General features: G+C 50.1%; 21 protein-coding genes. 15 read left to right on the forward strand and 6 right to left on the reverse strand.

Annotated elements, in window-relative coordinates:
- The first annotated feature begins 90 nt into the window (after nucleotides 1-90).
- Nucleotides 91-486: a hypothetical protein gene (locus ACO1NT_RS16205; RefSeq protein ID WP_449049780.1), complete on the forward strand. Its 396-nt coding sequence runs from the start codon at nucleotides 91-93 to the stop codon at nucleotides 484-486.
- Between the two features lie 23 nt (nucleotides 487-509).
- Here ACO1NT_RS16205 and ACO1NT_RS16210 read toward each other — a convergent pair whose 3' ends face one another.
- Together ACO1NT_RS16210 and ACO1NT_RS16215 are read right to left on the reverse strand one after the other, a co-directional pair.
- Entirely contained in the window at nucleotides 510-1,304 is a 795-nt protein-coding gene (locus ACO1NT_RS16210) for an amidohydrolase (protein WP_449049781.1), read from the reverse strand.
- A gap of 118 nt (nucleotides 1,305-1,422) precedes the next feature.
- Nucleotides 1,423-2,439, reverse strand: a complete 1,017-nt coding sequence (locus ACO1NT_RS16215; protein ID WP_449049782.1) for a polyprenyl synthetase family protein — start codon at nucleotides 2,437-2,439, stop codon at nucleotides 1,423-1,425.
- A gap of 73 nt (nucleotides 2,440-2,512) precedes the next feature.
- On the opposite strand from ACO1NT_RS16215, the gene ACO1NT_RS16220 reads away from it, so the two are divergent.
- Both ACO1NT_RS16220 and ACO1NT_RS16225 read left to right on the forward strand, forming a co-directional pair.
- Nucleotides 2,513-3,088 carry an RNA polymerase sigma factor gene (locus tag ACO1NT_RS16220; RefSeq protein ID WP_449049783.1) on the forward strand — a complete coding sequence of 192 codons (576 nt, stop codon included), beginning with the start codon at nucleotides 2,513-2,515 and terminating at the stop codon, nucleotides 3,086-3,088.
- A 13-nt stretch (nucleotides 3,089-3,101) separates the two neighbouring features.
- A complete protein-coding gene (locus tag ACO1NT_RS16225) occupies nucleotides 3,102-4,211 on the forward strand; it encodes a trypsin-like peptidase domain-containing protein (protein WP_449049784.1) in 1,110 nt (369 codons plus the stop codon).
- A gap of 94 nt (nucleotides 4,212-4,305) precedes the next feature.
- Here ACO1NT_RS16225 and ACO1NT_RS16230 read toward each other — a convergent pair whose 3' ends face one another.
- On the reverse strand, nucleotides 4,306-4,941 hold the full coding sequence (locus ACO1NT_RS16230; protein WP_449049785.1) for a peroxiredoxin: 636 nt from the start codon (nucleotides 4,939-4,941) through the stop codon (nucleotides 4,306-4,308).
- Nucleotides 4,942-5,098: 157 nt separating this feature from the next.
- On the opposite strand from ACO1NT_RS16230, the gene ACO1NT_RS16235 reads away from it, so the two are divergent.
- The 6 genes from ACO1NT_RS16235 to ACO1NT_RS16260 are packed head-to-tail and all read left to right on the forward strand — an operon-like array spanning nucleotide 5,099 to nucleotide 9,482.
- The gene (locus tag ACO1NT_RS16235) at nucleotides 5,099-5,848 is read left to right on the forward strand and encodes an EcsC family protein (RefSeq protein ID WP_449049786.1); all 750 of its coding nucleotides are present in this window, start codon (nucleotides 5,099-5,101) and stop codon (nucleotides 5,846-5,848) included.
- 20 nt (nucleotides 5,849-5,868) lie between these two features.
- Nucleotides 5,869-6,918 carry an A/G-specific adenine glycosylase gene (gene mutY, locus ACO1NT_RS16240; protein ID WP_449049787.1) on the forward strand — a complete coding sequence of 350 codons (1,050 nt, stop codon included), beginning with the start codon at nucleotides 5,869-5,871 and terminating at the stop codon, nucleotides 6,916-6,918.
- A 19-nt stretch (nucleotides 6,919-6,937) separates the two neighbouring features.
- Nucleotides 6,938-7,396: a single-stranded DNA-binding protein gene (locus ACO1NT_RS16245; protein WP_449049788.1), complete on the forward strand. Its 459-nt coding sequence runs from the start codon at nucleotides 6,938-6,940 to the stop codon at nucleotides 7,394-7,396.
- A gap of 33 nt (nucleotides 7,397-7,429) precedes the next feature.
- The gene (gene pheS / locus ACO1NT_RS16250) at nucleotides 7,430-8,467 is read left to right on the forward strand and encodes a phenylalanine--tRNA ligase subunit alpha (protein ID WP_449049789.1); all 1,038 of its coding nucleotides are present in this window, start codon (nucleotides 7,430-7,432) and stop codon (nucleotides 8,465-8,467) included.
- A gap of 10 nt (nucleotides 8,468-8,477) precedes the next feature.
- On the forward strand, nucleotides 8,478-8,897 hold the full coding sequence (locus tag ACO1NT_RS16255; RefSeq protein WP_449049790.1) for a hypothetical protein: 420 nt from the start codon (nucleotides 8,478-8,480) through the stop codon (nucleotides 8,895-8,897).
- A gap of 3 nt (nucleotides 8,898-8,900) precedes the next feature.
- Nucleotides 8,901-9,482 (forward strand): TetR/AcrR family transcriptional regulator, encoded by a 582-nt coding sequence (locus ACO1NT_RS16260; RefSeq protein WP_449049791.1) that lies wholly within the window; start codon nucleotides 8,901-8,903, stop codon nucleotides 9,480-9,482.
- Here the strand turns inward: ACO1NT_RS16260 and ACO1NT_RS16265 are convergent.
- On the reverse strand, nucleotides 9,479-10,015 hold the full coding sequence (locus ACO1NT_RS16265; RefSeq protein ID WP_449049792.1) for a hypothetical protein: 537 nt from the start codon (nucleotides 10,013-10,015) through the stop codon (nucleotides 9,479-9,481). The genes ACO1NT_RS16260 and ACO1NT_RS16265 overlap by 4 nt on opposite strands.
- 32 nt (nucleotides 10,016-10,047) lie before the next feature.
- On the opposite strand from ACO1NT_RS16265, the gene rlmD reads away from it, so the two are divergent.
- The 4 genes from rlmD to ACO1NT_RS16285 all read left to right on the forward strand — a co-directional run bounded on the left by rlmD (nucleotide 10,048) and on the right by ACO1NT_RS16285 (nucleotide 13,467).
- Nucleotides 10,048-11,460 (forward strand): 23S rRNA (uracil(1939)-C(5))-methyltransferase RlmD, encoded by a 1,413-nt coding sequence (rlmD, locus tag ACO1NT_RS16270; RefSeq protein ID WP_449049793.1) that lies wholly within the window; start codon nucleotides 10,048-10,050, stop codon nucleotides 11,458-11,460.
- A 32-nt stretch (nucleotides 11,461-11,492) separates the two neighbouring features.
- Nucleotides 11,493-11,891: a hypothetical protein gene (locus ACO1NT_RS16275; protein WP_449049794.1), complete on the forward strand. Its 399-nt coding sequence runs from the start codon at nucleotides 11,493-11,495 to the stop codon at nucleotides 11,889-11,891.
- Nucleotides 11,892-11,954: 63 nt separating this feature from the next.
- Nucleotides 11,955-12,707, forward strand: a complete 753-nt coding sequence (locus ACO1NT_RS16280) for a carboxypeptidase-like regulatory domain-containing protein (protein WP_449049795.1) — start codon at nucleotides 11,955-11,957, stop codon at nucleotides 12,705-12,707.
- A 70-nt stretch (nucleotides 12,708-12,777) separates the two neighbouring features.
- Nucleotides 12,778-13,467 carry an OmpA family protein gene (locus tag ACO1NT_RS16285; RefSeq protein ID WP_449049796.1) on the forward strand — a complete coding sequence of 230 codons (690 nt, stop codon included), beginning with the start codon at nucleotides 12,778-12,780 and terminating at the stop codon, nucleotides 13,465-13,467.
- 62 nt (nucleotides 13,468-13,529) lie between these two features.
- Here the strand turns inward: ACO1NT_RS16285 and ACO1NT_RS16290 are convergent, their stop codons facing one another.
- Entirely contained in the window at nucleotides 13,530-13,952 is a 423-nt protein-coding gene (locus tag ACO1NT_RS16290; RefSeq protein WP_449049823.1) for a secondary thiamine-phosphate synthase enzyme YjbQ, read from the reverse strand.
- Between the two features lie 90 nt (nucleotides 13,953-14,042).
- Between ACO1NT_RS16290 and ACO1NT_RS16295 the strand changes: the two genes are divergently transcribed.
- Nucleotides 14,043-15,185, forward strand: coding sequence for an acyl-CoA dehydrogenase (locus ACO1NT_RS16295; protein ID WP_449049797.1), 1,143 nt, complete (start codon nucleotides 14,043-14,045; stop codon nucleotides 15,183-15,185).
- Nucleotides 15,186-15,249: 64 nt separating this feature from the next.
- Here ACO1NT_RS16295 and ACO1NT_RS16300 read toward each other — a convergent pair whose 3' ends face one another.
- Nucleotides 15,250-17,943: a hypothetical protein gene (locus ACO1NT_RS16300; protein ID WP_449049798.1), complete on the reverse strand. Its 2,694-nt coding sequence runs from the start codon at nucleotides 17,941-17,943 to the stop codon at nucleotides 15,250-15,252.
- A 146-nt stretch (nucleotides 17,944-18,089) separates the two neighbouring features.
- Here ACO1NT_RS16300 and ACO1NT_RS16305 point away from each other — a divergent pair, with 146 nt between their 5' ends.
- Entirely contained in the window at nucleotides 18,090-20,477 is a 2,388-nt protein-coding gene (locus tag ACO1NT_RS16305) for a TonB-dependent receptor (protein WP_449049799.1), read from the forward strand.

Consider the following 20,477-nt stretch of genomic DNA (forward strand, 5'->3'; position numbering starts at 1 on the left):
ATTAGACGCAACCGGGCGGCTCGTGTTACAAAAATACGGTTTATCGACAGCAATACATCGTTGTCGAAATTATTTCCTAACTTTAGGTCGATGGAAACGTTTATTACCATAGTCATTGCGATTGCCATTTTTGGATTCCAGGCGTATGCCAATTACCAAAAGGAGCAAGATAAGGCACGCAAGCGGAATCCGGCCCAGCCACCGCTTCCGGAAGATAATGCCAAATATATCCAGCATGGCCCTGCGGGTGATTCCACGCCGGCAGCAGCGCCCGTGACCTCGTCAGCTGCCACGTCAGAATTTGAACGTTATTCGGGGATGATGGACTCTTCTGAATTTACCCGCGATGAACATCAAAGGCCATCGATACCGCAGCGGCTGGTAGTGGATACCGACACAGATACGCAGCCCGTATTGCTTGCGGAAGAATTTGACCTGCGCGATGCCGTCATTAAATCGATTATCCTTGAACGGCCGTATAAATAATACCTATTCGGCCTGCGATTGCCTTACGACTTACTACGATTTACGACTAAATTAAACGTATCCATGTCTTTCAGGAATGGCAGCTCCTTGCGGGTATCGTCGAGATCGCGCCGATAGATCGTAAACGTATAAAGGTCTTCATATTCGGGCTTGTAGTACACCACGTCACCGGCGGGTGAAATACACATCGATCCACCGGAATAGTAAATCTCGTTGCCGTCGTGCCCCACGCGGTTTACACCGATAACAAACGCTTGGTTCTCGATAGCACGTGCAGGGATCAGGCTCCGCCAGTGGCCCGAGCGTTTATCGGGCCAGCTCGCGATATAAAGCAATATATCATAAGCGCTGTCGAGATTGCGTGTCCAAACAGGGAACCGGAGATCATAGCAGATCATCGGGCATATCTTCCACCCTTTGAGATCCACGATGACCCGTTGCGTGCCGGCGGTGAATACCTTGTCTTCCCCTGCCATGCCAAACAGGTGGCGCTTGTCATACGTCACATAATTACCGTCCTTGGTCATCCAGACAAATCGGTTGTAGTAGTTGCCTTCCTCTTCGATGATCAGGCTCCCCGCTACCACACAATCGTATTTTTGCGCTATTTCCAGCATCCAATGCATCGTCTTTCCATCCGGCTTTTCCGCACAACGTTCCACGTCCATCGTAAATCCGGTATTAAACATTTCGGGCAAGACGATTAAATCCGTTTTCTCGCGGATTGCAGAAAGCTTCAATGCGAGGTTGCTCAGGTTTTTGTCGATGTTTTCCCAAAAAAGGTACGCTTGGAAAGTCGTGATTTTTAGTGCTTCCATATCGGTAAACGATGAGGTCCTTATGCGTTGCCAGTGCCAAAGGCACAAGTTAATAATAAATCGATAAACACAGAAACTGATAGCACGTTTCCCAGCAATTATACTGCCAGTTCTATGGCTATTGTCCGCGGCTGAGTAGGGCGTGGGCAAGTTCCCGCAATGGGGCCTTACGGCTAATATCAACAGGGATGGCATCCAACGCGGTATAGGCACGTTCAACATAGCGCTGCTTGGCGGTTTCCACTTCGGCGCGTATGCCAAGCGCATCGTATATGGCCGTAACACGGTTGATTTTCTCCGAGGGTTCCGAATGATCGGCCAGCCACCCATCCAGCTTCGACCGGGTTGCCGTATCTGCCATCTCCAATGCTTTCAGCAAGAGATAGGTCTTCTTATTGGCGAGGATATCGCCACCGCGTTGCTTACCAAATTGCTTGGGGTCGGCATAGACATCCAAGATGTCATCCTGCAATTGGAAGGCGATGCCCACGTCCACGCCAAAGTCATAGATGAGCTGGGCGCCCGTATCCGTGGCCCCGGCCAAAAGGGCTCCCATTTTCAGCGCTGCACCCAGTAGTACCGAGGTCTTGAGCCGGATCATGCGGAGGTATTCGTCGATGCTTACGGCGGTGGCCCGCTCAAAGTCCATATCCAGCTGCTGCCCCTCGCACACCTGGGCAGCCATCGTATTGAACGTGTCAAGGATAGCCGGTAGGCAATCGGTAGGACATTTCGCCAATTGCGCATAGGCCATAATGAGTAGGTTGTCGCCCGAAAGGATGCCTACATTCGAATCCCATTTCTCGTGTACAGTGCGGTGCCCGCGGCGCAACGGGGCATGATCCATGATATCGTCGTGCACGAGGGAGAAATTATGGAATAGTTCTACGGCTAACGCGGCCGGTACAGCGCGCCACATGTCTGTGATGGAAAAAAGGTCGGCAGCCATGAGGGTGAGTAATGGCCGGATGCGTTTGCCCCCGATTTGTAGCATGTAACGCACCGGATCGTACAAATTGGCGGGATGTTCAGGAATACCGAGGTCTGCCAATCCGTCGGCTATCCGGTCCTGCAATGCGTGGGTATGGTACATCGACGTGTAATTTGCGGCTAAGATAGGAATGGAGGTATCCATTTCAAAATCGAAAAAAATATCTTAGGTTTGGAGGGGTGTATGGGTTACTATTTGAGCAAAATCGTATTAATCAGTGAGTAAAAGGAAGAAGTCTTTTGCGCCGGAATCGGATGCCGTGACCCTCGAAGGTGTGGCACAGGGTGATGCGGCTAGTTTGGAGCGGCTGTACCATGATTATTTTCCGATGGTTTTGAATATGGTTGTGCAAAATAACGGCACGGAAGACGAGGCGAAGGATGTTTTCCAGGAAGCGGTTATCGTTCTTTATGATAAAGTTAAACAGCGCGACTTCGAATTGACCAGCCAATTGAAGACATACATTTACTCGGTATGCCGACGGCTTTGGCTCAAGCAATTGGGAAGTAAAGGCCGTACCTTCCGCGATGTGGCCGCGTATGAGGACATCCTCGCGGTGGAGGAAGATTTGGCGAGGCATGAGGAACGGGACCTCCAGTTGGCAATGATGGAGCAGGCATTGGACGAATTGGGAGAGCCCTGTAGGACGATTATCCGCGATTTCTACATCGCTAATCTGTCCATGCAGGAGATTTGTGAAAAATTTGGATATACCAATGCCGATAATGCCAAAACCCAAAAATATAAATGCCTGCAACGATTGAAGAAATTGTTTTTTACAGCGGCAAAGTAAAATTGATACAGATATGATGGAGAATGAGCAAGAATTTATAAAACGGGTCGATAGGTATCTGAATGGTGAAATGGGAGCGGTGGAGCGGGACGCCTTTGAGCAGTACTGCGCGGATAACGCTACGGCAGCCGAGCAATTGGCAACCCATCGTTTGTTCTTGCAGCAGTTGAAGGAGCATGCCGACCGTGTGGCCTTTAAGCATACGCTATCCGCGGCGGCTGCACGGTACCATGCAGGCGGCAGTGAGCCATTAACTGAGCGGCCGGAACCCTCGGTGGTAACCCTGTGGAACAAATTTAAGGTCAATTCCTTGGTGGCGGCAAGTGTGGCCATCATCGCGGTATTTTCCACCCTATGGTTATCGGGTTATTATAAAACCATCGAAAAGACGACGACCAATTACAGCGCATTGCGGCGGGACATGAATGACGTGAAGAAAAATGTAAGTGCCCAGAATGCCGTCATCCGGAATATCAACAACGGAAAGCAGCGTGACGATCGGTCGGCAAGTAACTTCGGAGGTACCGGCTTCATGATTTCAGCGAACGGTTACGTCGTTACCAATTACCACGTGGTAAGGGATGCCGATTCGGTTCATCTTCAAAGTACGAAAGGAGAGTCCTTTAAAGCGAAGGTCATCTATATCGACCCGACGCATGACTTGGCGATGCTGCGCATCAACGACAGCACGTTTACGCCGCTCAAAAGTGCACCTTATACTTTTAAAGAAACCCCTTCGGAGCTCGGCGAGGATGTATATACCATCGGATACCCCCGGGATGAAGTGGTCTATGGGCAGGGTTACCTGAGTTCGCGTACTGGTTATGCAGGAGACACCACGGCTTATCAGATATCCATTCCCGTGAACCCCGGAAATAGCGGTGGACCTGTACTCGACAGCAAAGGTAACGTGATCGGTATCATCAGCGGCAAGCAGACCGGGATTGATGGGGCATCGTTTGCCATCAAAACCGAGGCACTGCTGAAATCAATTGCGGCGGTTCCCGAAGATTCGCTTGAAAGTGAGATGGTTATCAGTAAGAAGAACGTGCTGAGTACACTTAAACGCACCGAACAGGTGAAGAAGATACAGGATTATGTATACCTGGTAAAGGTATACTAGTGTAGTGACGCGGGTGAAATAAATGAAAAAAAGCGGTTGATGCTATATCAATCGCTTTTTCTTTTTTAATGGCTAGCCATTTACCGCGCTTTCGTTAAATATTCGGTTGCGGCGTAGTGCGGAGATAAGGCTTGATAACCTTATGGCCCTTGGGGAATTTTGCCGGGATATCTTCCGTAGCGATAGCCGGCGACACGATGACGTCCTGTCCATGCTCCCAATCTGCTGGAGTGGCAACGCTGTGGTTGGCTGTGAGCTGAAGTGAGTCGATGACCCGAAGGATTTCCAGGAAATTCCGTCCGGTGGAGGCAGGGTAGGTGAGCGTCAGCTTAATCTTCCGGTCCGGTCCGATAACGAATACCGAACGTACGGTGGCGGTAGCCGATGCATTGGGATGGATCATGTCATACAGTTCGGCCACCTTCCGGTCGTCGTCGGCAATGATCGGAAATTCAACGTTGGTATTTTGCGTTTCATTGATATCCTTTACCCAACCGTGGTGGCTATCGATAGGGTCTACGCTCACCGCGAGTACGACGGTATTGCGCTTGTCAAATTCGCTTTTCAATTGCGCGGTACGGCCCAACTCAGTCGTACATACCGGTGTGTAGTCGGCCGGGTGCGAAAACAACACTACCCATTTGCCTTCGGTGTAATCGTAGAAGTCGATTTCTCCTACCGTCGTTACCGCTTTGAAATTCGGCGCGGTATCGCCTAATCTTAAACTCATATATTATTCCTCCTAATTATATGTTAATGAATTTGTAGTCTACAAAGTTAATAGATTTTCTTTCAATACAAAGGTCGTTCGTTTTTTTTGTCGCCCGTTTATGTGAAAACCTGCGTTCGAATGTAACAATGCCGTTTACCCACCGTCGAAATACGTGATGAAACACGATAGGGAGCCGGACATGTCGCCGGTGTACCGGAAAAAAGTGATGATTGAATTGGCCTTCTGGAAGCATAAGATGACAAAGAAGCAGCCGATGGGTGCGGTATGGGCAAAAAATATACAGGCCAAACTGAATGACCTCATTCCGGAGAAGGTTCACCAAGTAATCACGTTCACCATCGAGAAAATGGTGAAGGGTGTATTATTCGGCACCACATACACGGTCTCCTCCCCACGGGCTTATGGAAGTTTCCAACTACGCGAAGCCTATGTCAGGAAGCTCATAGACACCTACAGGAAAACCGCTTCCGTGGAAGGCGCCGTAACGGGTGCGGGCGGTATCTTGATGGGGATTGCCGATTTTCCCGCACTGCTGGCCATTAAGGTGAAAATGCTGTTCGATATTGCCACAACATATGGCTACGATGTACGTCAATATAAGGAACGCCTTTTTTTGCTTACCGTATTCCAACTGGCTTTTTCGAGTCATAAGCACCGGGCCGCCGTCTATCGGCGGCTGTGCGATTGGGAAACGTATGCCGAAGGGCTGCCGGACGATATCGACAGTTTCGATTGGCGCACATTTCAGCTGGAATACCGCGATTACATCGACTTAGCGAAAATGGCCCAACTGATTCCGGTAATCGGCGCTGCCGTGGGGGCAGTGGTCAATTACCGCCTGGTGCAACAGCTTGGCGTTACGGCCATGAATGGCTACCGCATGCGGATGTTGGAGACAAGCTAAAAAAAGGGGACCTTTGCCACATGGCATTTTCCAACGACATCATTACATGGTATAACCAACATAAGCGGGATTTGCCCTGGCGCCACACCACGGATCCGTATGTCATCTGGCTGTCGGAGGTAATCCTGCAGCAAACACGGGTGGCGCAGGGGCTTCCTTACTTCCATCGGTTCGTGTCCCATTTTCCAGATGTGGCGTCGTTTGCATCGGCCTCCGAGGGCGAAATATTACGGCATTGGCAGGGGCTCGGCTATTACTCAAGGGCGCGCAATATGCACCGGGCCGCCAAAGCGGTCGTCGCCGATCACGACGGTGTGTTCCCCAGCAGCTACGACGACCTCATTAAGCTGAAAGGCATCGGTGAATATACTGCATCGGCGATTGCTTCTTTTTCGGCCAATGAACCCCGGGCGGTGGTAGACGGTAACGTATTCAGGGTGTTGGCGAGGTATTTTGGCATCGATGAGCCCATCAACTCCACCGGCGGACGGAAAGTGTTTCTGAGGTTGGCACAGGAGCTCTTGGACAGTAGCCGCCCGGGCTTGTACAATCAGGCGATCATGGAATTCGGCGCTTTGCAATGCAAGCCCAACAACCCCGATTGCGGCAACTGTGTGCTGCGGTTGGAATGCCAGGCATGGAAAGAAAACCGGGTAAAAGAATTGCCTGTAAAACTTAAGGGGAAAGCAAGTCGTAACCGGTATTTCAATTATTTCGTAGTGGAGAATGGCGACCGTATCTTGATGAATAAGCGTGGGCGGGGTGATATTTGGGAAAGCCTATATGAGTTGCCGTTGATTGAGACAACCCATCGAATGGACCTCGCGGAGTTGGCCGCGGAAGAAGCGGTTATCGCGCACTTCGGGCCAAATGCTGGTTTGAGGCAGTTGGGACGGCCGGTGAAGCATGTGTTGAGTCACCAGAACCTTCACGCACAATTCATCGCCGTGGATGGCCACGAGGGTCTCAACGACAAAAAAATAGCGTGGAGTTATGTTTTTATCAAAGATTTGGGTACATTAGCTAAACCGCAATTGATTTATTCTTTTTTAAAAGGATTGTATGGTTAACCAAAGAAATACCTAAATTATGTCAGGCATCAACAAAGTTATTTTAGTCGGCCACCTCGGTAAAGACCCCGAAGTACGCCATTTGGAGGGGAATGTTACCGTAGCCAGTTTTCCGTTGGCAACTTCAGAAATGTATAATAAGGATGGCCGCCGGGTAGAGCAGACCGAGTGGCACAACATCGTCATGTGGCGGGGGCTAGCCGAAGTTGCCGCCAAATACTTATTTAAAGGGAAATTGGTTTATATCGAAGGGAAGTTGCGCACACGGACCTATGAAGACAAAGAGGGAATAAGGCGTTACACAACGGAGGTGGTGGCCGATAATTTCACATTATTGGGCCGACGAAGTGATTTTGAGGTTCCGGCCAATGCCGGTGGCACACAGGCCTCGACAGAACAAACCTCTAGAAAAGACGAGCATGGAAACACACCGGTCGATTTCAAAGAGAACGACGGCGACGAGGATTCCCTGTTTTAAAAATTTCTATTTTTTTCCTGTATCTTTGGCGTCATGTTGGACGAGAAGATAGCACAGTACGCGCAAGAAATCGAGCAGTTTACACCGCAGTCGCCGGGGGATGTGGAAACCTTCCGGTTAAAGTTTTTAGTGGCCAAGGGCGTGATACGCAATTTGTTCGAGGCGTTTAAATCCGTTTCACCAGAACAGAAACGTGCGCTCGGCAAAAACCTGAATGAGCTTAAACAAGCTGCTGAACAAAAATACAAAACGATCCAGGAACAATTTGCTGCTAATCCGGCGTTCAATAAACGTGAGGTCGGGGATCTTACCTTACCCGGCGAGGGATTCGTTGTGGGATCGAGGCATCCGCTTGCGTTGGTGCGTAAGGAAATCGTAGAGATATTCAAGAAGCTGGGCTTCGTGGTGGCCGAAGGGCCTGAAATTGAAGACGACTGGCATAACTTCACGGCACTTAACTTCCCGCCTGAACACCCCGCGCGGGATATGCAGGATACATTTTTCATCAAGAAGCAAGATGGTAACGACATTGCACTACGTACCCATACCTCGTCCGTACAAGTGCGGATGATGGAGAACGGCCAGCCGCCATTCCGTGCCATCATGCCGGGGAGGGTTTACCGCAACGAAGCCATATCGGCCCGTGCACATTGCTTTTTCCATCAGGTAGAAGGATTGTATGTCGACGAAAATGTATCTTTTGCCGATTTAAAACAGACGTTGTACTATTTTGTACAGGAGCTTTTCGGTGAGGATACCAAAGTGCGCTTCCGCCCGTCGTACTTTCCGTTTACCGAGCCCTCCGCCGAGATGGATATCAGTTGTACCATTTGCAAGGGTAAGGGATGTGCGATGTGCAAAGGAACCGGTTGGGTCGAGATATTGGGATGTGGCATGGTCGACCCCAATGTGCTCGAAAACTGTGGTATCGACTCGCAAAAATACAGTGGTTTCGCCTTTGGGATGGGTATTGAACGGATCACCAACCTCAAATACGAAATCAAAGACCTCCGGCTGTTTTCTGAAAACGATGTTCGTTTCCTGAGCCAGTTCGAGACGGAGTTGATTTAATTATTAGCGCATGGCCAAGGGTCGGCTGTTCTTATTCTTCATCGGATGCCTTTCACTTACCGGATGTAAAAAGGGCGGATGCAATGTGGTGGACTACATTCCATTCCAGGAGACTATATCGCTGGTGGAATTCAACGAACTACGCTTACTCATGCAGCCGGTGGCTTTAGGGGCCGAACATGGTGGGGTTGCCGGTCTTATCGTTATGCAGGTGAGTGAAGGGCAATACGTAGCGTTTGACAGGTGCAGTACCGTTAATCCGGAAAAACGATGCGCGGTGGAGCTGGAAGGAGAAGGGCCGGTAGCGGTGGATCCTTGTTCCGGTGCGAAATTTATCTTAACCAACGGTTCGCCATCAGCGGTCGCGGAATGTCCACTCAGACCATATTATGTAAGACGGAATGGCGATATCTTAATCGTTTCAAATTAATTAATGGAAGCGGATAAAGTAAAAGAATCAATCAAAAAGGCAGCTCGTGAGCTTTTCAGGCGCTATGGCTATAAAAAAACCAGTGTCAATGAAATTGCACGCCGCGCAAAAATTGCCAAGGCAACCATCTATAAATATTTCGATAGCAAAGAGCTTGTGCTGCATGCCATTCTGATGGATTATATCCGCGAAAGTGTGGCCGATCTATTGAGTAAATACAATCATCAGGCTGATCTCGAAACCTATCTCGGCAATACCATCCTCCGCGTGAGCCGCCTCACCTATGCGATATGCAACGAGTTTCTGGGGTGGGATTTCATCCGCGAGTCGGCCAACACACAGGAATACCTGCGTACGCTCTCTGATGACCTTGAGTTTCTATTGATCAGCTCTTTTATCAACAATGCGGAAATCGGTGGCGCGGTGACACCCGAAAAACTTACTTTCCTTATCAAGGCCAGTAAGAACATCGTTTTCTCGTTTGCATTCACGTCGGTAAGCGAATCCGATGTACGCAAGAACTTCGTCTCCTTCCAGAAAGAAATTCTCCCTTACCTGGTAAAAGCGACGGTAGACGGCGATTAAAACCGGTACCCGACGCTTATGTGCGGAAGCGCCGCTACGGAATTGTTGTTAAACGGCCCTGCTATGCCTGTCATCCCTATGCGTGCCGTTATTCCCCGCTGCAGCGGTTGGTACCGGTAGCCTGCACTTAATGAGCCGAAAACCAACGAGCCTTCTTTTTGGGGGCCAAACCATGAGTTGGTTTGGTTGCCGTGGAAAAAGGTTGCTCCCGCCCCCGCTTCGAAAAAATGCCGCGTGCTGCCCAGTAAATAGTTCACTTGTACCGGTACGGAAATATTGTTGATGCCTTGGCTCGGCAAAAAGCCAACGCCGGCACGGAGCCCCCAACCGTTGTTACTGCGCGTAAAACGCGTGTCATACGTAACGGAATAAATGGCCGAAGGGCCGCCATATTCCACATACACGCTTTTTGCGCGCAGAGAAGTATCCTGGAGGGGCTGCATCTTGGTCAACGGGTTTGATTGGGCGCTGAATATGCCGAGGAGCAGGAAAAATGGGACGAGTAGCACACGCATGACGAATGTTTTTCTCATACCCCCACAAAACGCGTACCTTTGTACGTTTTATGAGCAGAAAAAGATTGACAGCCGAGCAGCGGTTACTGGCAGATGTTTCGATTGTGGATATAGCCGAGGGGGGCAAAGGCGTAGCGAAGGTTGACGACCTCGTGGTTTTTGTCGATAAGGCCATCCCGGGAGATGTGGTGGATGTCGAATTGACCCGGAAGAAGAAGAATTTTGCGGAGGCGCGCGTCCGGCATATCAAGGAGTCGTCAGCACATCGTATAACGCCATTTTGTGGCCATTTCGGTGTGTGCGGTGGATGCAAATGGCAACACATGGATTATCCGGCACAACTTACCTATAAGCAAAAAGGTGTGGATGAGGCACTTACCCGCTTGGGTAAGGTGGATACGTCTATGATGGAAGCGATATTGCCCGCGCCACAAGCACGGTATTACCGCAATAAACTGGAATACACGTTCTCCAACAAGCGGTGGCTTACAGACATCGACGATGCCCATGAAAGCCTGGAGATGCGTGCGCTAGGGTTCCACGTGCCGTCCCGTTTCGACAAAATTCTCGACATCGAGCATTGTTATTTGCAGCAAGACCCCTCGAATGCCATCCGCAACGGGCTTCGCTCATACGCATTGCAACACGACATCTCGTTCTACGACCTGCGGCAGCACGAAGGGGCATTGCGTAACCTGATTATCCGCACGGCGTCGACAGGTGAACTGATGGTCATTGTTGTTTTCGCGTACACCGACGATGAAACGATCCAAGCGACGATGGCCTTCCTGCAGTCGGAATTTCCAACAATTACGTCGCTGTTGTATGTGGTTAACCAAAAGAAAAACGACACCATCTTTGACCAAGATATCCATTTGTACGCTGGGCGCGACCATATTTTCGAAGAAATGGAGGGTTTGCGCTTTAAAGTCGGGGCCAAGTCTTTTTATCAAACCAACTCTGCGCAAGCTTACGAACTTTACAAGATAACCCGCGATTTTGCGGGTTTAGAAGGATGGGAACGCGTGTATGATTTGTATACCGGCGCGGGTACGATAGCCAATTTCGTTGCGCGGCACGCTGCTGAAGTAATCGGCGTAGAGTATGTGCCGTCGGCCATCGAAGATGCGAAAATCAATTCGATGATCAATGGCATCCAAAATACGAAGTTTTATGCGGGGGATATGAAAGACGTGCTTACGGCAGATTTCGTAGCCACAAACGGCAAGCCGGATGTGGTCATTGTGGACCCGCCACGGGCCGGAATGCACCCAGACGTGGTAGCGAGGCTGCTCGAGATGGCTGCACCCAAACTGGTGTATGTGAGCTGCAATGCCGCCACCCAGGCACGCGACCTGGCGCTACTCGCTGAGCGGTACGCGGTCCGGCGCATCCGTCCGGTCGATATGTTTCCACATACGCAGCATGTTGAAAACGTGGTGTTGCTTGCGCTAAAAGGCTGAAGTGACGACCCGCGAATTGACGTTTAATTGTTATGGACTTAGAAGATTTACTTGCCGCGCAAGCCGGCGACGATGGGCAACCGAAAAAGGAGAGTCCGCTGAAGAGCTTACAAGTGGATTTAGACTTCTACAGCGATTCTATCAAGGAAATCGCCGTAGAAATCATGGCCGAAGGGCTATCGGCATACCCTATTTTCATTGCCCACCAGCATGAAGTGGCATTGGGCGAATTGATACTGGATAAGGACGAACTGGGAACGAATTGGTCCATCCATGCGTCGACCCTCGAAGATTTCGTAGAGCGGGGGGTAATTAAGGAAGACCGGAAAGCACACTTTATCAAGAGGTTCAAAAAGCCGGAAGACTTTATGTGTTTGTTCGTCATCGTGCCCGAAGGCGCCAACTTCGTGTTTTATCCGTACAAGAAATGAGGCATCCGTCAATAAGGGTTTTGTATATTAAACGTTTGGCGGGATAAGCAGTCCAATAAATTGATGAGTTACCGTAGTCTACTTGTGTTGTTTGTTTCGATGTGGGTACTGCCCGAGTGGTTGACGGCCCAAGAGGCTGGCCCCGTCCGGGGTATCGTGGTCGAAGCGGGGACAAGTAAACGGCTGGGCAGTGCCACGATTTCCAATAGCAATACCAGCCAATCCACGGTTTCTAACAGTTTGGGCACCTTTGAGATCAGGGCCACCGTGGGCGATACGCTCGTGATAACGCTGATGGGTTACGAAACGGTGCGTACCGAGGTCAAAACGCTCAGTGACATCCTTGTCGACATGCGGTTGGCAAGCATCCTCTTGGATCAAGTGGATGTGAACCGGACGAGTAAAGAAGCCGAGCTTCGCGATGCGATGCGCGGTTACCGCAAACAAGGTGTCTATTTCGATGGCAAACCACCGGCACTTGCGTACATTTTTAATCCAATTACCTCCTTATACGAGTTGTTTGGCCGTACGCCCCGGAATGCGCGGCGTTTCCACAATTATATGGAAAGGGAGCTCGCCGAAACGGATGTAGACCGGAAATTCAGCCGGACCAAAATCCAGCAACTTACCGGCCTTAAAGACCAAGACTTAACGAATTTCATGTTCTGGTATCGACCGTCTTTTGAGAAGGCGCAGTATTGGGGCGAATACGATATAACGGCCTATATCGTGCAGTCGTTCAAACAATTTGACCGTGATGGGCGGCCAGCCGCACCCAAATTGCCCGAGCTACCCAAGCCGGAGACAAGCCAGTGAAGTAAATCGCCACCCCGACAAGGTTTGGCATTGGGTTTGCACTTATTCCGGAAAACAACACGTTAATGTTATGATTAGGAATAGAAGAATCGTATTATTTGGACTGTCTGTCGCTACCTCAGCCCTATTGTTGAGCAGTTGCGGCACCATCCAATCCATGAGCAACACCCAAAAAGGTGCCGCAACGGGCGCCGTGGCTGGCGGTGCGTTGGGGGCTCTTATCGGCAATAAAGCAGGTAACACGGCCGTTGGCGCGATTGCGGGAGCTGCTATCGGCGGTGTAGCCGGAGGACTCATCGGCCGGAAAATGGATAAACAAGCGGCAGAGATTGAACGTACGGTAGCGGGGGCAGAAGTGATCAAGGCAGAGGAAGGTATCATCGTCAAGTTCGACTCAGGTATCCTGTTCGATTTCGACAAAACCGACTTGAAACCCGCGGCCCAGGACAATATTGCCAAGCTGGTGGAATCGTTGAATAACAACCCCGATACAGATATCCTGGTTATCGGTCACACCGATAACAAAGGTACCGATAACTATAACCAGGGGCTTTCCGAACGTCGGGCAAAGTCGGTAAAAAGTTTCGCGGTTTCCGAGGGACTAGCAGGACGCCGTGTGAAAACAGAGGGTCGTAGTTTCCACGAACCCATTGCCGATAATAATACCGAAGCGGGACGCGCACAAAACCGCCGTGTGGAGATTGTTATCGTAGCTAACGATAAGATGAAAGAAGAAGCATTGGACGAAGCAGGCTCGTAACGGAGCGATATCCTACAAACAAATCAAAGAATGCGGCCTGCGTAAGTATGGTCGCATTTTTTTTAGTTACCCCACGCGGTAATAATTAATCGGCGGCTGCCTCCGCGGTTACGGTGTTCGCAGAGGTATATGCCTTGCCACGTACCCAATGCCAGTCGCCCGTTGCGTATCGGGATGGTGACCGAAGCGCCCAATAATGATGATTTGATATGTGCTGGCATATCGTCCGGGCCCTCGTAATCGTGGCGATAGTCGGGCTCGTTTTCGGGTACCGCTTTATTGAAATAGGTTTCGAAATCGATGCGGACGGTGGGGTCTGCATTTTCGTTGAGGGTAAGTGCCGCTGAGGTATGTTGGATGAATACTTGGCATATCCCCGCACGCCAATGCCCGATGGCTGACAAGCCATCTTCGATATCGGCCGTAATGAGGTGGAAACCCCTTGGTCGCGCCCGCAAGGTCACCAGTTGTTGTACAATTTCCATACGGATGGCAAGATACGGATTATTGGAAATATGGTATTTCATGTCCAGTTTCGCATTTTTTCTATCTTTGTTTCCAAACACCTCCTGATTATGATATTCGAACTCACCGAAGAACAACGGATGATACGGGACGCTGCCCGCGATTTTGCACAACACGAGCTGAAGCCCGGCGTCATCGAGCGCGATGAAAAGCAACGGTTCCCTGCCGAACAGATAAAGAAGCTCGGCGAATTAGGTTTTTTGGGTATGATGGTCGACCCGAAATATAACGGCGCCGGGCTTGACGCGGTTTCATACGTGCTGGTAATGGAAGAGCTATCCAAGATCGATGCATCGGCGTCGGTGGTGGTGTCGGTAAATAATTCATTGGTATGTTACGGCCTTGAAACCTACGGCACGGAAGAACAGAAAGAGAAATACCTGAAACCCCTAGCCGCCGGTATACGCATCGGAGCGTTCTGCTTATCGGAGCCCGAAGCGGGGTCGGATGCGACTTCCCAGCGCACAAAGGCTGAAGATAAGGGTGACTATTACCTGCTCAATGGCACCAAAAACTGGATTACCAACGGCAATACTGCATCGACTTATTTAGTGATTGCGCAAACAGACGCCCAAAAAGGGCATCGCGGTATCAATGCGCTCATCGTGGAAAAAGGAATGGAAGGTTTTACGGTGGGGCCCAAAGAGAATAAGCTGGGCATACGGGGGTCAGATACCCATTCCCTGCTGTTTGACGACGTAAAAGTGCCGAAAAATAACCGGATTGGTGAGGACGGCTTCGGCTTCAAGTTTGCGATGAAAACCTTGGAAGGCGGGCGCATCGGCATTGCCGCACAGGCGCTCGGCATCGCGTCGGGTGCATATGAACTTGCTCGCGATTACGCTAAAGCACGCCACACATTTGGCCAGCCCATCGCCAACCATCAGGCCATACAGTTCAAGTTGGCCGACATGGCTACACAGATCGAGGCAGCACGGCTATTGTGCCTTAAAGCGGCGTGGCTCAAAGACCGTGGTCAACCGTATTCACAAGCTGCCGCCATGGCTAAGCTGTACGCTTCGGAAGTGGCCATGCAGACTACCGTGGAGGCGGTGCAGATACACGGCGGCTATGGTTATGTGAAGGAATACCATGTGGAGCGCTTGATGCGCGATGCCAAAATCACCCAAATCTACGAGGGTACTTCCGAAATCCAGCGTTTGGTTATTGCCCGGGCGCTATTGGCAGACTAAAAGAAAAAAGACAGGGCCGATGCAGAATTTTTTAGCCGCCAAGTTGTTTGGTGTGCATGCGTTGTTATTCCGAGGTAGCCAGAAACTTATACACCAATCCCAACAAGAAATATTGGCGCAAGGTTAATCGTTCGCTATAGTAGTTGGAGTTGCCGCTGCCTCCCATAGAGATACTTTGATTTTGATTAAGGATGTCAAAGGCCGTCAATTTCAGCTCTCCTTTTCGTTGCATGATGGGGTAGTATAAGGACGCATTTATGAGGTGCAGGTTGGTACGGTCATTGCCCAGATTCCGGGGCTGGTTTCTTATGGTATAAGAAGTCTCCAAGCGGAATTTTCGGATGTCATCCAGCCGCAGCATACCACCGATACTATGGTCTACATTTTCGATGTCGCGGAAGTTAGCGGTTTGCCGCTGATTCTTGCTCTTGTTAACGCCAAACCCATAGGTTGGTATTACCGTGATTTTATTTTTGTAAGTTACCGTAAGGCTACTATTCAGATTGCCGTAAAGACGTTGTGTTCTATTTTCCTCGCCATTCACAATGCTGTACGATTCGCTCGACGATCCATTTCCGGAGATATTCCAATTGATGTTCCATGTCTTATTTTGCGCGATACGTTTGTTGACGCTGACATACCCATACAGGCGTGCGGTTCCGGGAGCTTCGTAATAGGTCCGCGTATTTTCAGAACTGCTCACATCGTACGTCGTATTCGAGCCGATCGATGAATCGTTGACCGTGTAGTTTACCGTAGCGTTGAGGTTGAGATGGGCATTTGCAAACCGTTTGTAATAGCTTATCCGCCCCGTTTGTTCCTTTTGGTTGTTGAAATAAGGGCTGGCGATGGTCAGCGAGGTGGGGTAGAGGTCGGAGTTTACCGCTACAATCTGGTAAAAGGAGGGTAGCCGTACCTGTTTGTTGTACGACAGCCGCAGACCCATATAAGTTAACGAGACACTGGGCAACCAATAACGGTGTCGATCATCTAGATCGGCTACTTTTCCGTAATAATGGTAGTTGCGGCTTAAATCCAATTGTTCGATACCGACGGTGATCCGTAGCTTCTTCTTGAACAAGGAGGCGTTTGCACGCGTGCCGATATATAGGAAGTTAAATCGCCCCTGCTTGTTATTGGCGATGTCATTCCGGCTCGAATATGCATCCGCGTTGATCTTACTGTCTATTTCCTCAATATTCCGGTCCAGTTCCCAATTATAGCGGGCATAGACGTCCCAATTCAGCTGTTCGCGGATAGGTACCTGTATATTGAAGGTATTGTTAATAGACGTATTATTTCCGTTGGTAAGCTGTAATATCCCTTGATTGACAGTGCTGTCGTTAAACAGGTAGTACCGATTGAACGAATTGCGGTTATTGTTGTTTTCCGATTGATGGATGCCGGTGTTTTGTTGGAGCGACAGGAGTATCTTCGAGGCGGGTAATTTTTTTTCTGCATGGAAGCTATAGCGGAAGTTCCGATTACCCGAGGAACTGTTGCTGTTGCTTTCGCTTTCCTGCACCTGTGTGCCTTCATCGCGATGCCTATTCGAGCCGCCGGAATGCTCGTTAGCGTTACGGCGGAATGCCACATTGACATCTAACGATACCGAAGCGGTCGTGTCGGGCTTGTACCTTGCAAATGCCCGCACGCTATGTTCATAGTTTTTATAGGTTGCATTGCTGTGGTTGTTCGCGATTTCAGTGACCGACTCGTAGAAGTTTGAATTCGTGCCGCTGTTATCTAGGTAGTCATTCTGCTGCTCAAATGTATACATCAAATTGGCTTTCAATTTTTTGGCGATATCATAATTCGCATTGATGCCTGCTGAGATTTTGTTTTGCAGCCCACCGTAATTCATGATACTGATGAAGTTATTCTCCGCACGGTTCAGCCCGCCATACTGACCCAGTTCACTGTAGTTGAAACCCTGTCGGCTCAGGTTATTGGCATAGCCGATGAAACTGATCTGCAGGGTATCTCTGAAGGTGTTGACCAAGGCGCCCGATTCATAACGGTCACGTGTACCGCCGCTGGCATAGAATTTCCCGAAGTTGGCCTTCACAAATTCCTTTTTCGTTTTCAGGTTGATGATGATGGGAAGGTCCGTATCATCTAGGACCTCCCGCTTAGATTCGCCTTTGTCTTTCACCACCTGCACAGCATCAATCAGCGAGGCGTCTAGGTTGCGTGTTGCGATGGTGAGATCGTGCGAAAAGAAATCTTTGTTGTTGACCCGTATCCCCGATACTTGCTTCCCCTGGTAGTAAATCGAGCCGTCCACGTTCACTTGAAGTCCAGGTAGCAGTTGGAGTAATTCTTCCACACTGGCGTTGGGCCGCGTTTTAAAATAATCGGCTTTGAATTCCAATGTGTCGCCAATCAGCCGTACGGGCGCAACCTGTGTGACCACCACTTCGCCAAGACTAACGCCGGCCATCACCACGGTATCGAGCGCAAGCGTTTCGTTCGGCTTGAGGTTAAATTCGTAACTATAGGGCGAACTGCTGACGTGCGTAATGTGCATCTTCAGCTTCTGCGATGTGGGTATTTTAATGAGGTTGAACTTGCCACTGTTGTCTGTCAATGAATAAGTGACGACAATGGAATCTTTCACGGAAACGATTGCGATGGTCGCTTTTTCCAAGGGTTGGCGGGTTGCGTCTACGACGATTCCTTTGACCGCCCCATTGTTTTGCGCGGTAAGCAAAAGGGGAAACGACAGGAAGCAGATGCCTATAAGAAGGAGTCGCATAAGGGCTTAAAATGATTAGTAACTGCGCCACTAATATATAAAGAATATACCGATTCCCGCAACACATGGCATGGCCATTTGCATTTATGATAGGAATTATAGTAATTTCGCCGTGTCTCAAAAAAAATCTCAAGCAAGAAAGAATAATGATACGGATACCCAAGGTTGAAGCGTCTTTACGCGGTGTGTTTTTAGTAATCGTATGTGTGGCGGTGGCTACGACTACGGCATTGGCCCAGTATAGGATAAACGGTAGGGTGCTGTCTTCCAATAACCGGGGTCTGCCCGGCGCGAGCATACAAGTGCTGAATTCCAACCTGGCAACAGCCACCGACGAGCAGGGGAATTTCGTGCTTCAACAGGTGCCGTCCGGCAACCATATCATCAGGGTTAGTGCCTTGGGCCATGCCACGGAAAACCATACGTTGTTGGTTGACGGGGATTTGACCATTGATATCCAATTGGGTAGCATCGAAAACCGCCTCGATGAAGCGGTGGTTACGGCACAGAAAATGGAAAGTGACCCACACGATATCCCTGCCAGTTTATCGGTGGTTGGCAGTAAGGCGGTAGAGCAGCAGTATATGTGGAATATCATGGATGTCACGGCCGTGGTGCCCAACCTCAATATGGCTAATCCGGGCGATGGCCGGAATGTGGCATCGCTACGGGGTATTACTACCACATCCTACAATCAGGCGGTGGCTACCTACGTGGATGGGGTGAACCAATTCGGCTTGGATACCTATATTCCCTATCTGCAGGATGTGGAGCGGATTGAAGTGCTTCGCGGGCCGCAGGGCACACTGTACGGCCGGAATGCGATGGGTGGGGTAATCAATATCGTTACCAAGCAACCTACCAACCAAGCAACCGGTTTTGTGGAGGTCAACCTCGGCAGCCACGGCCAACAGCGCTATCTGGCGGGGTTACGTGCACCCGTTGTGAAAGACAAGCTGTTCTTTGGGGCATCGCTGCTATATAACGGCCTGGATGGGTTTTATAAAAACGACTTCGACGGTTCGGATTATGACAGGCAACAGGCTGTGTCCGGCAATTATTACCTGAAATACCTGTTAAACGCCCAATGGGCCATGACGCTCAATTTCAAACACGTATCCAACCGGAACGACGGTGCGTTTGCATTGAGCATGGATATGGATGAAACGTTTAGTCACCCTTTCCATGTGAGTCAGGACGCAAAGACCACTATGGTCGATGAGTCGCGCAATGCCTCGTTATCCATCAACCATTTTGGAAATACCGTTAGTTTCAGCTCACAGACGGCATACCAAGCAAACTATCGTTTTTACAGAAGCCCCATTGATGGTGATTTTTCCATATTGGACATGGTCTCCATTGTCAACGACTATGGCAAAGACTGGAACAATGTGAAGGTGTTCACGCAGGAGTTTAAACTTTCTTCGGCGCCATCGAAAAATAGCCGGATGAACTGGACGGCCGGAATGTTCTTGTTTCATCAAAACGCTCCCACGAAACAGGGCACGCATTTCGGTGCGCAGGCCGAGATGATGGGGGCGCCGGTCAATACGACCAGTATCCTCACCAATTCGGCGACCAACCAAGGTGCTGCCGTTTTCGGGCAGCTGGGGTATCGGTTTGACAACGGATTGGAGCTCCAAGCGGGGTTGCGGTATGATTACGAGCATGCAGCCCTGGATGCACGTGGCGAGTTCCAGCCCGATGGGGGTGACCTGGTCGTGCTGCAACCGGATACGTCGGCTTCAGCCGATTTTTATGCACTTAGCCCCAGCTTCAGTGTCAAATATGCTTTCCACGATCGTAGCCAAATATATGGGAGCTACACCCGTGGGTTCCGCGCAGGGGGTATTTCGCAGCTTTCTTCCGACCCTAGCGAGGCGGCTTTACGGGCGTTCGATCCGGAGTACAGCGACAATGTAGAGGTGGGTACCAAAAACCGATTGTTTAATCGACAGCTGGAAGTGAACCTAGCTGCTTTTTATACGCGCGTACATAACGCACAGGTACCCACCCTGGTGCTGCCCGATGCCATCACCGTAACACAGAACACGGGCCGCATGGAAAGCATGGGCCTTGAAGTGGAAGCCACCGCACGGGTGGTGCGTAACCTTAGCCTTTGGGGCAATGCGGCATTTACCCATGCCCGTTATCTCGATTTGAACACGGCGGGCGAAGATGGAAACGTGCAATTGAAAGGCAACCGACCTGTATTTACGCCGGATTGGACCGGTTTTCTGGGTGCGCAATATGACTTGCCAATCGGTACTTCGCAGCAATTACAATTGGGCGTATATGGTAAGTTCATTGGCCAGCAGTATTTCACTGTGGAGAACACGCTGGGGCAAAAATCATACAGCCTGCTGAATGCCCATATCGGTTATTCATTGCACGGATATGAACTTATCCTATGGGGACAGAACCTTGCCGACAAGCGCTATGCCGACTACGCATACGACTTTGGTTTTGCTGCGGTGCATTTGGGGCGGCCGGTTACCTACGGGTTGACGTTGAGGAAGCGGTTCGGGTCGTAA

Source organism: Parapedobacter sp. (assembly GCF_053550995.1).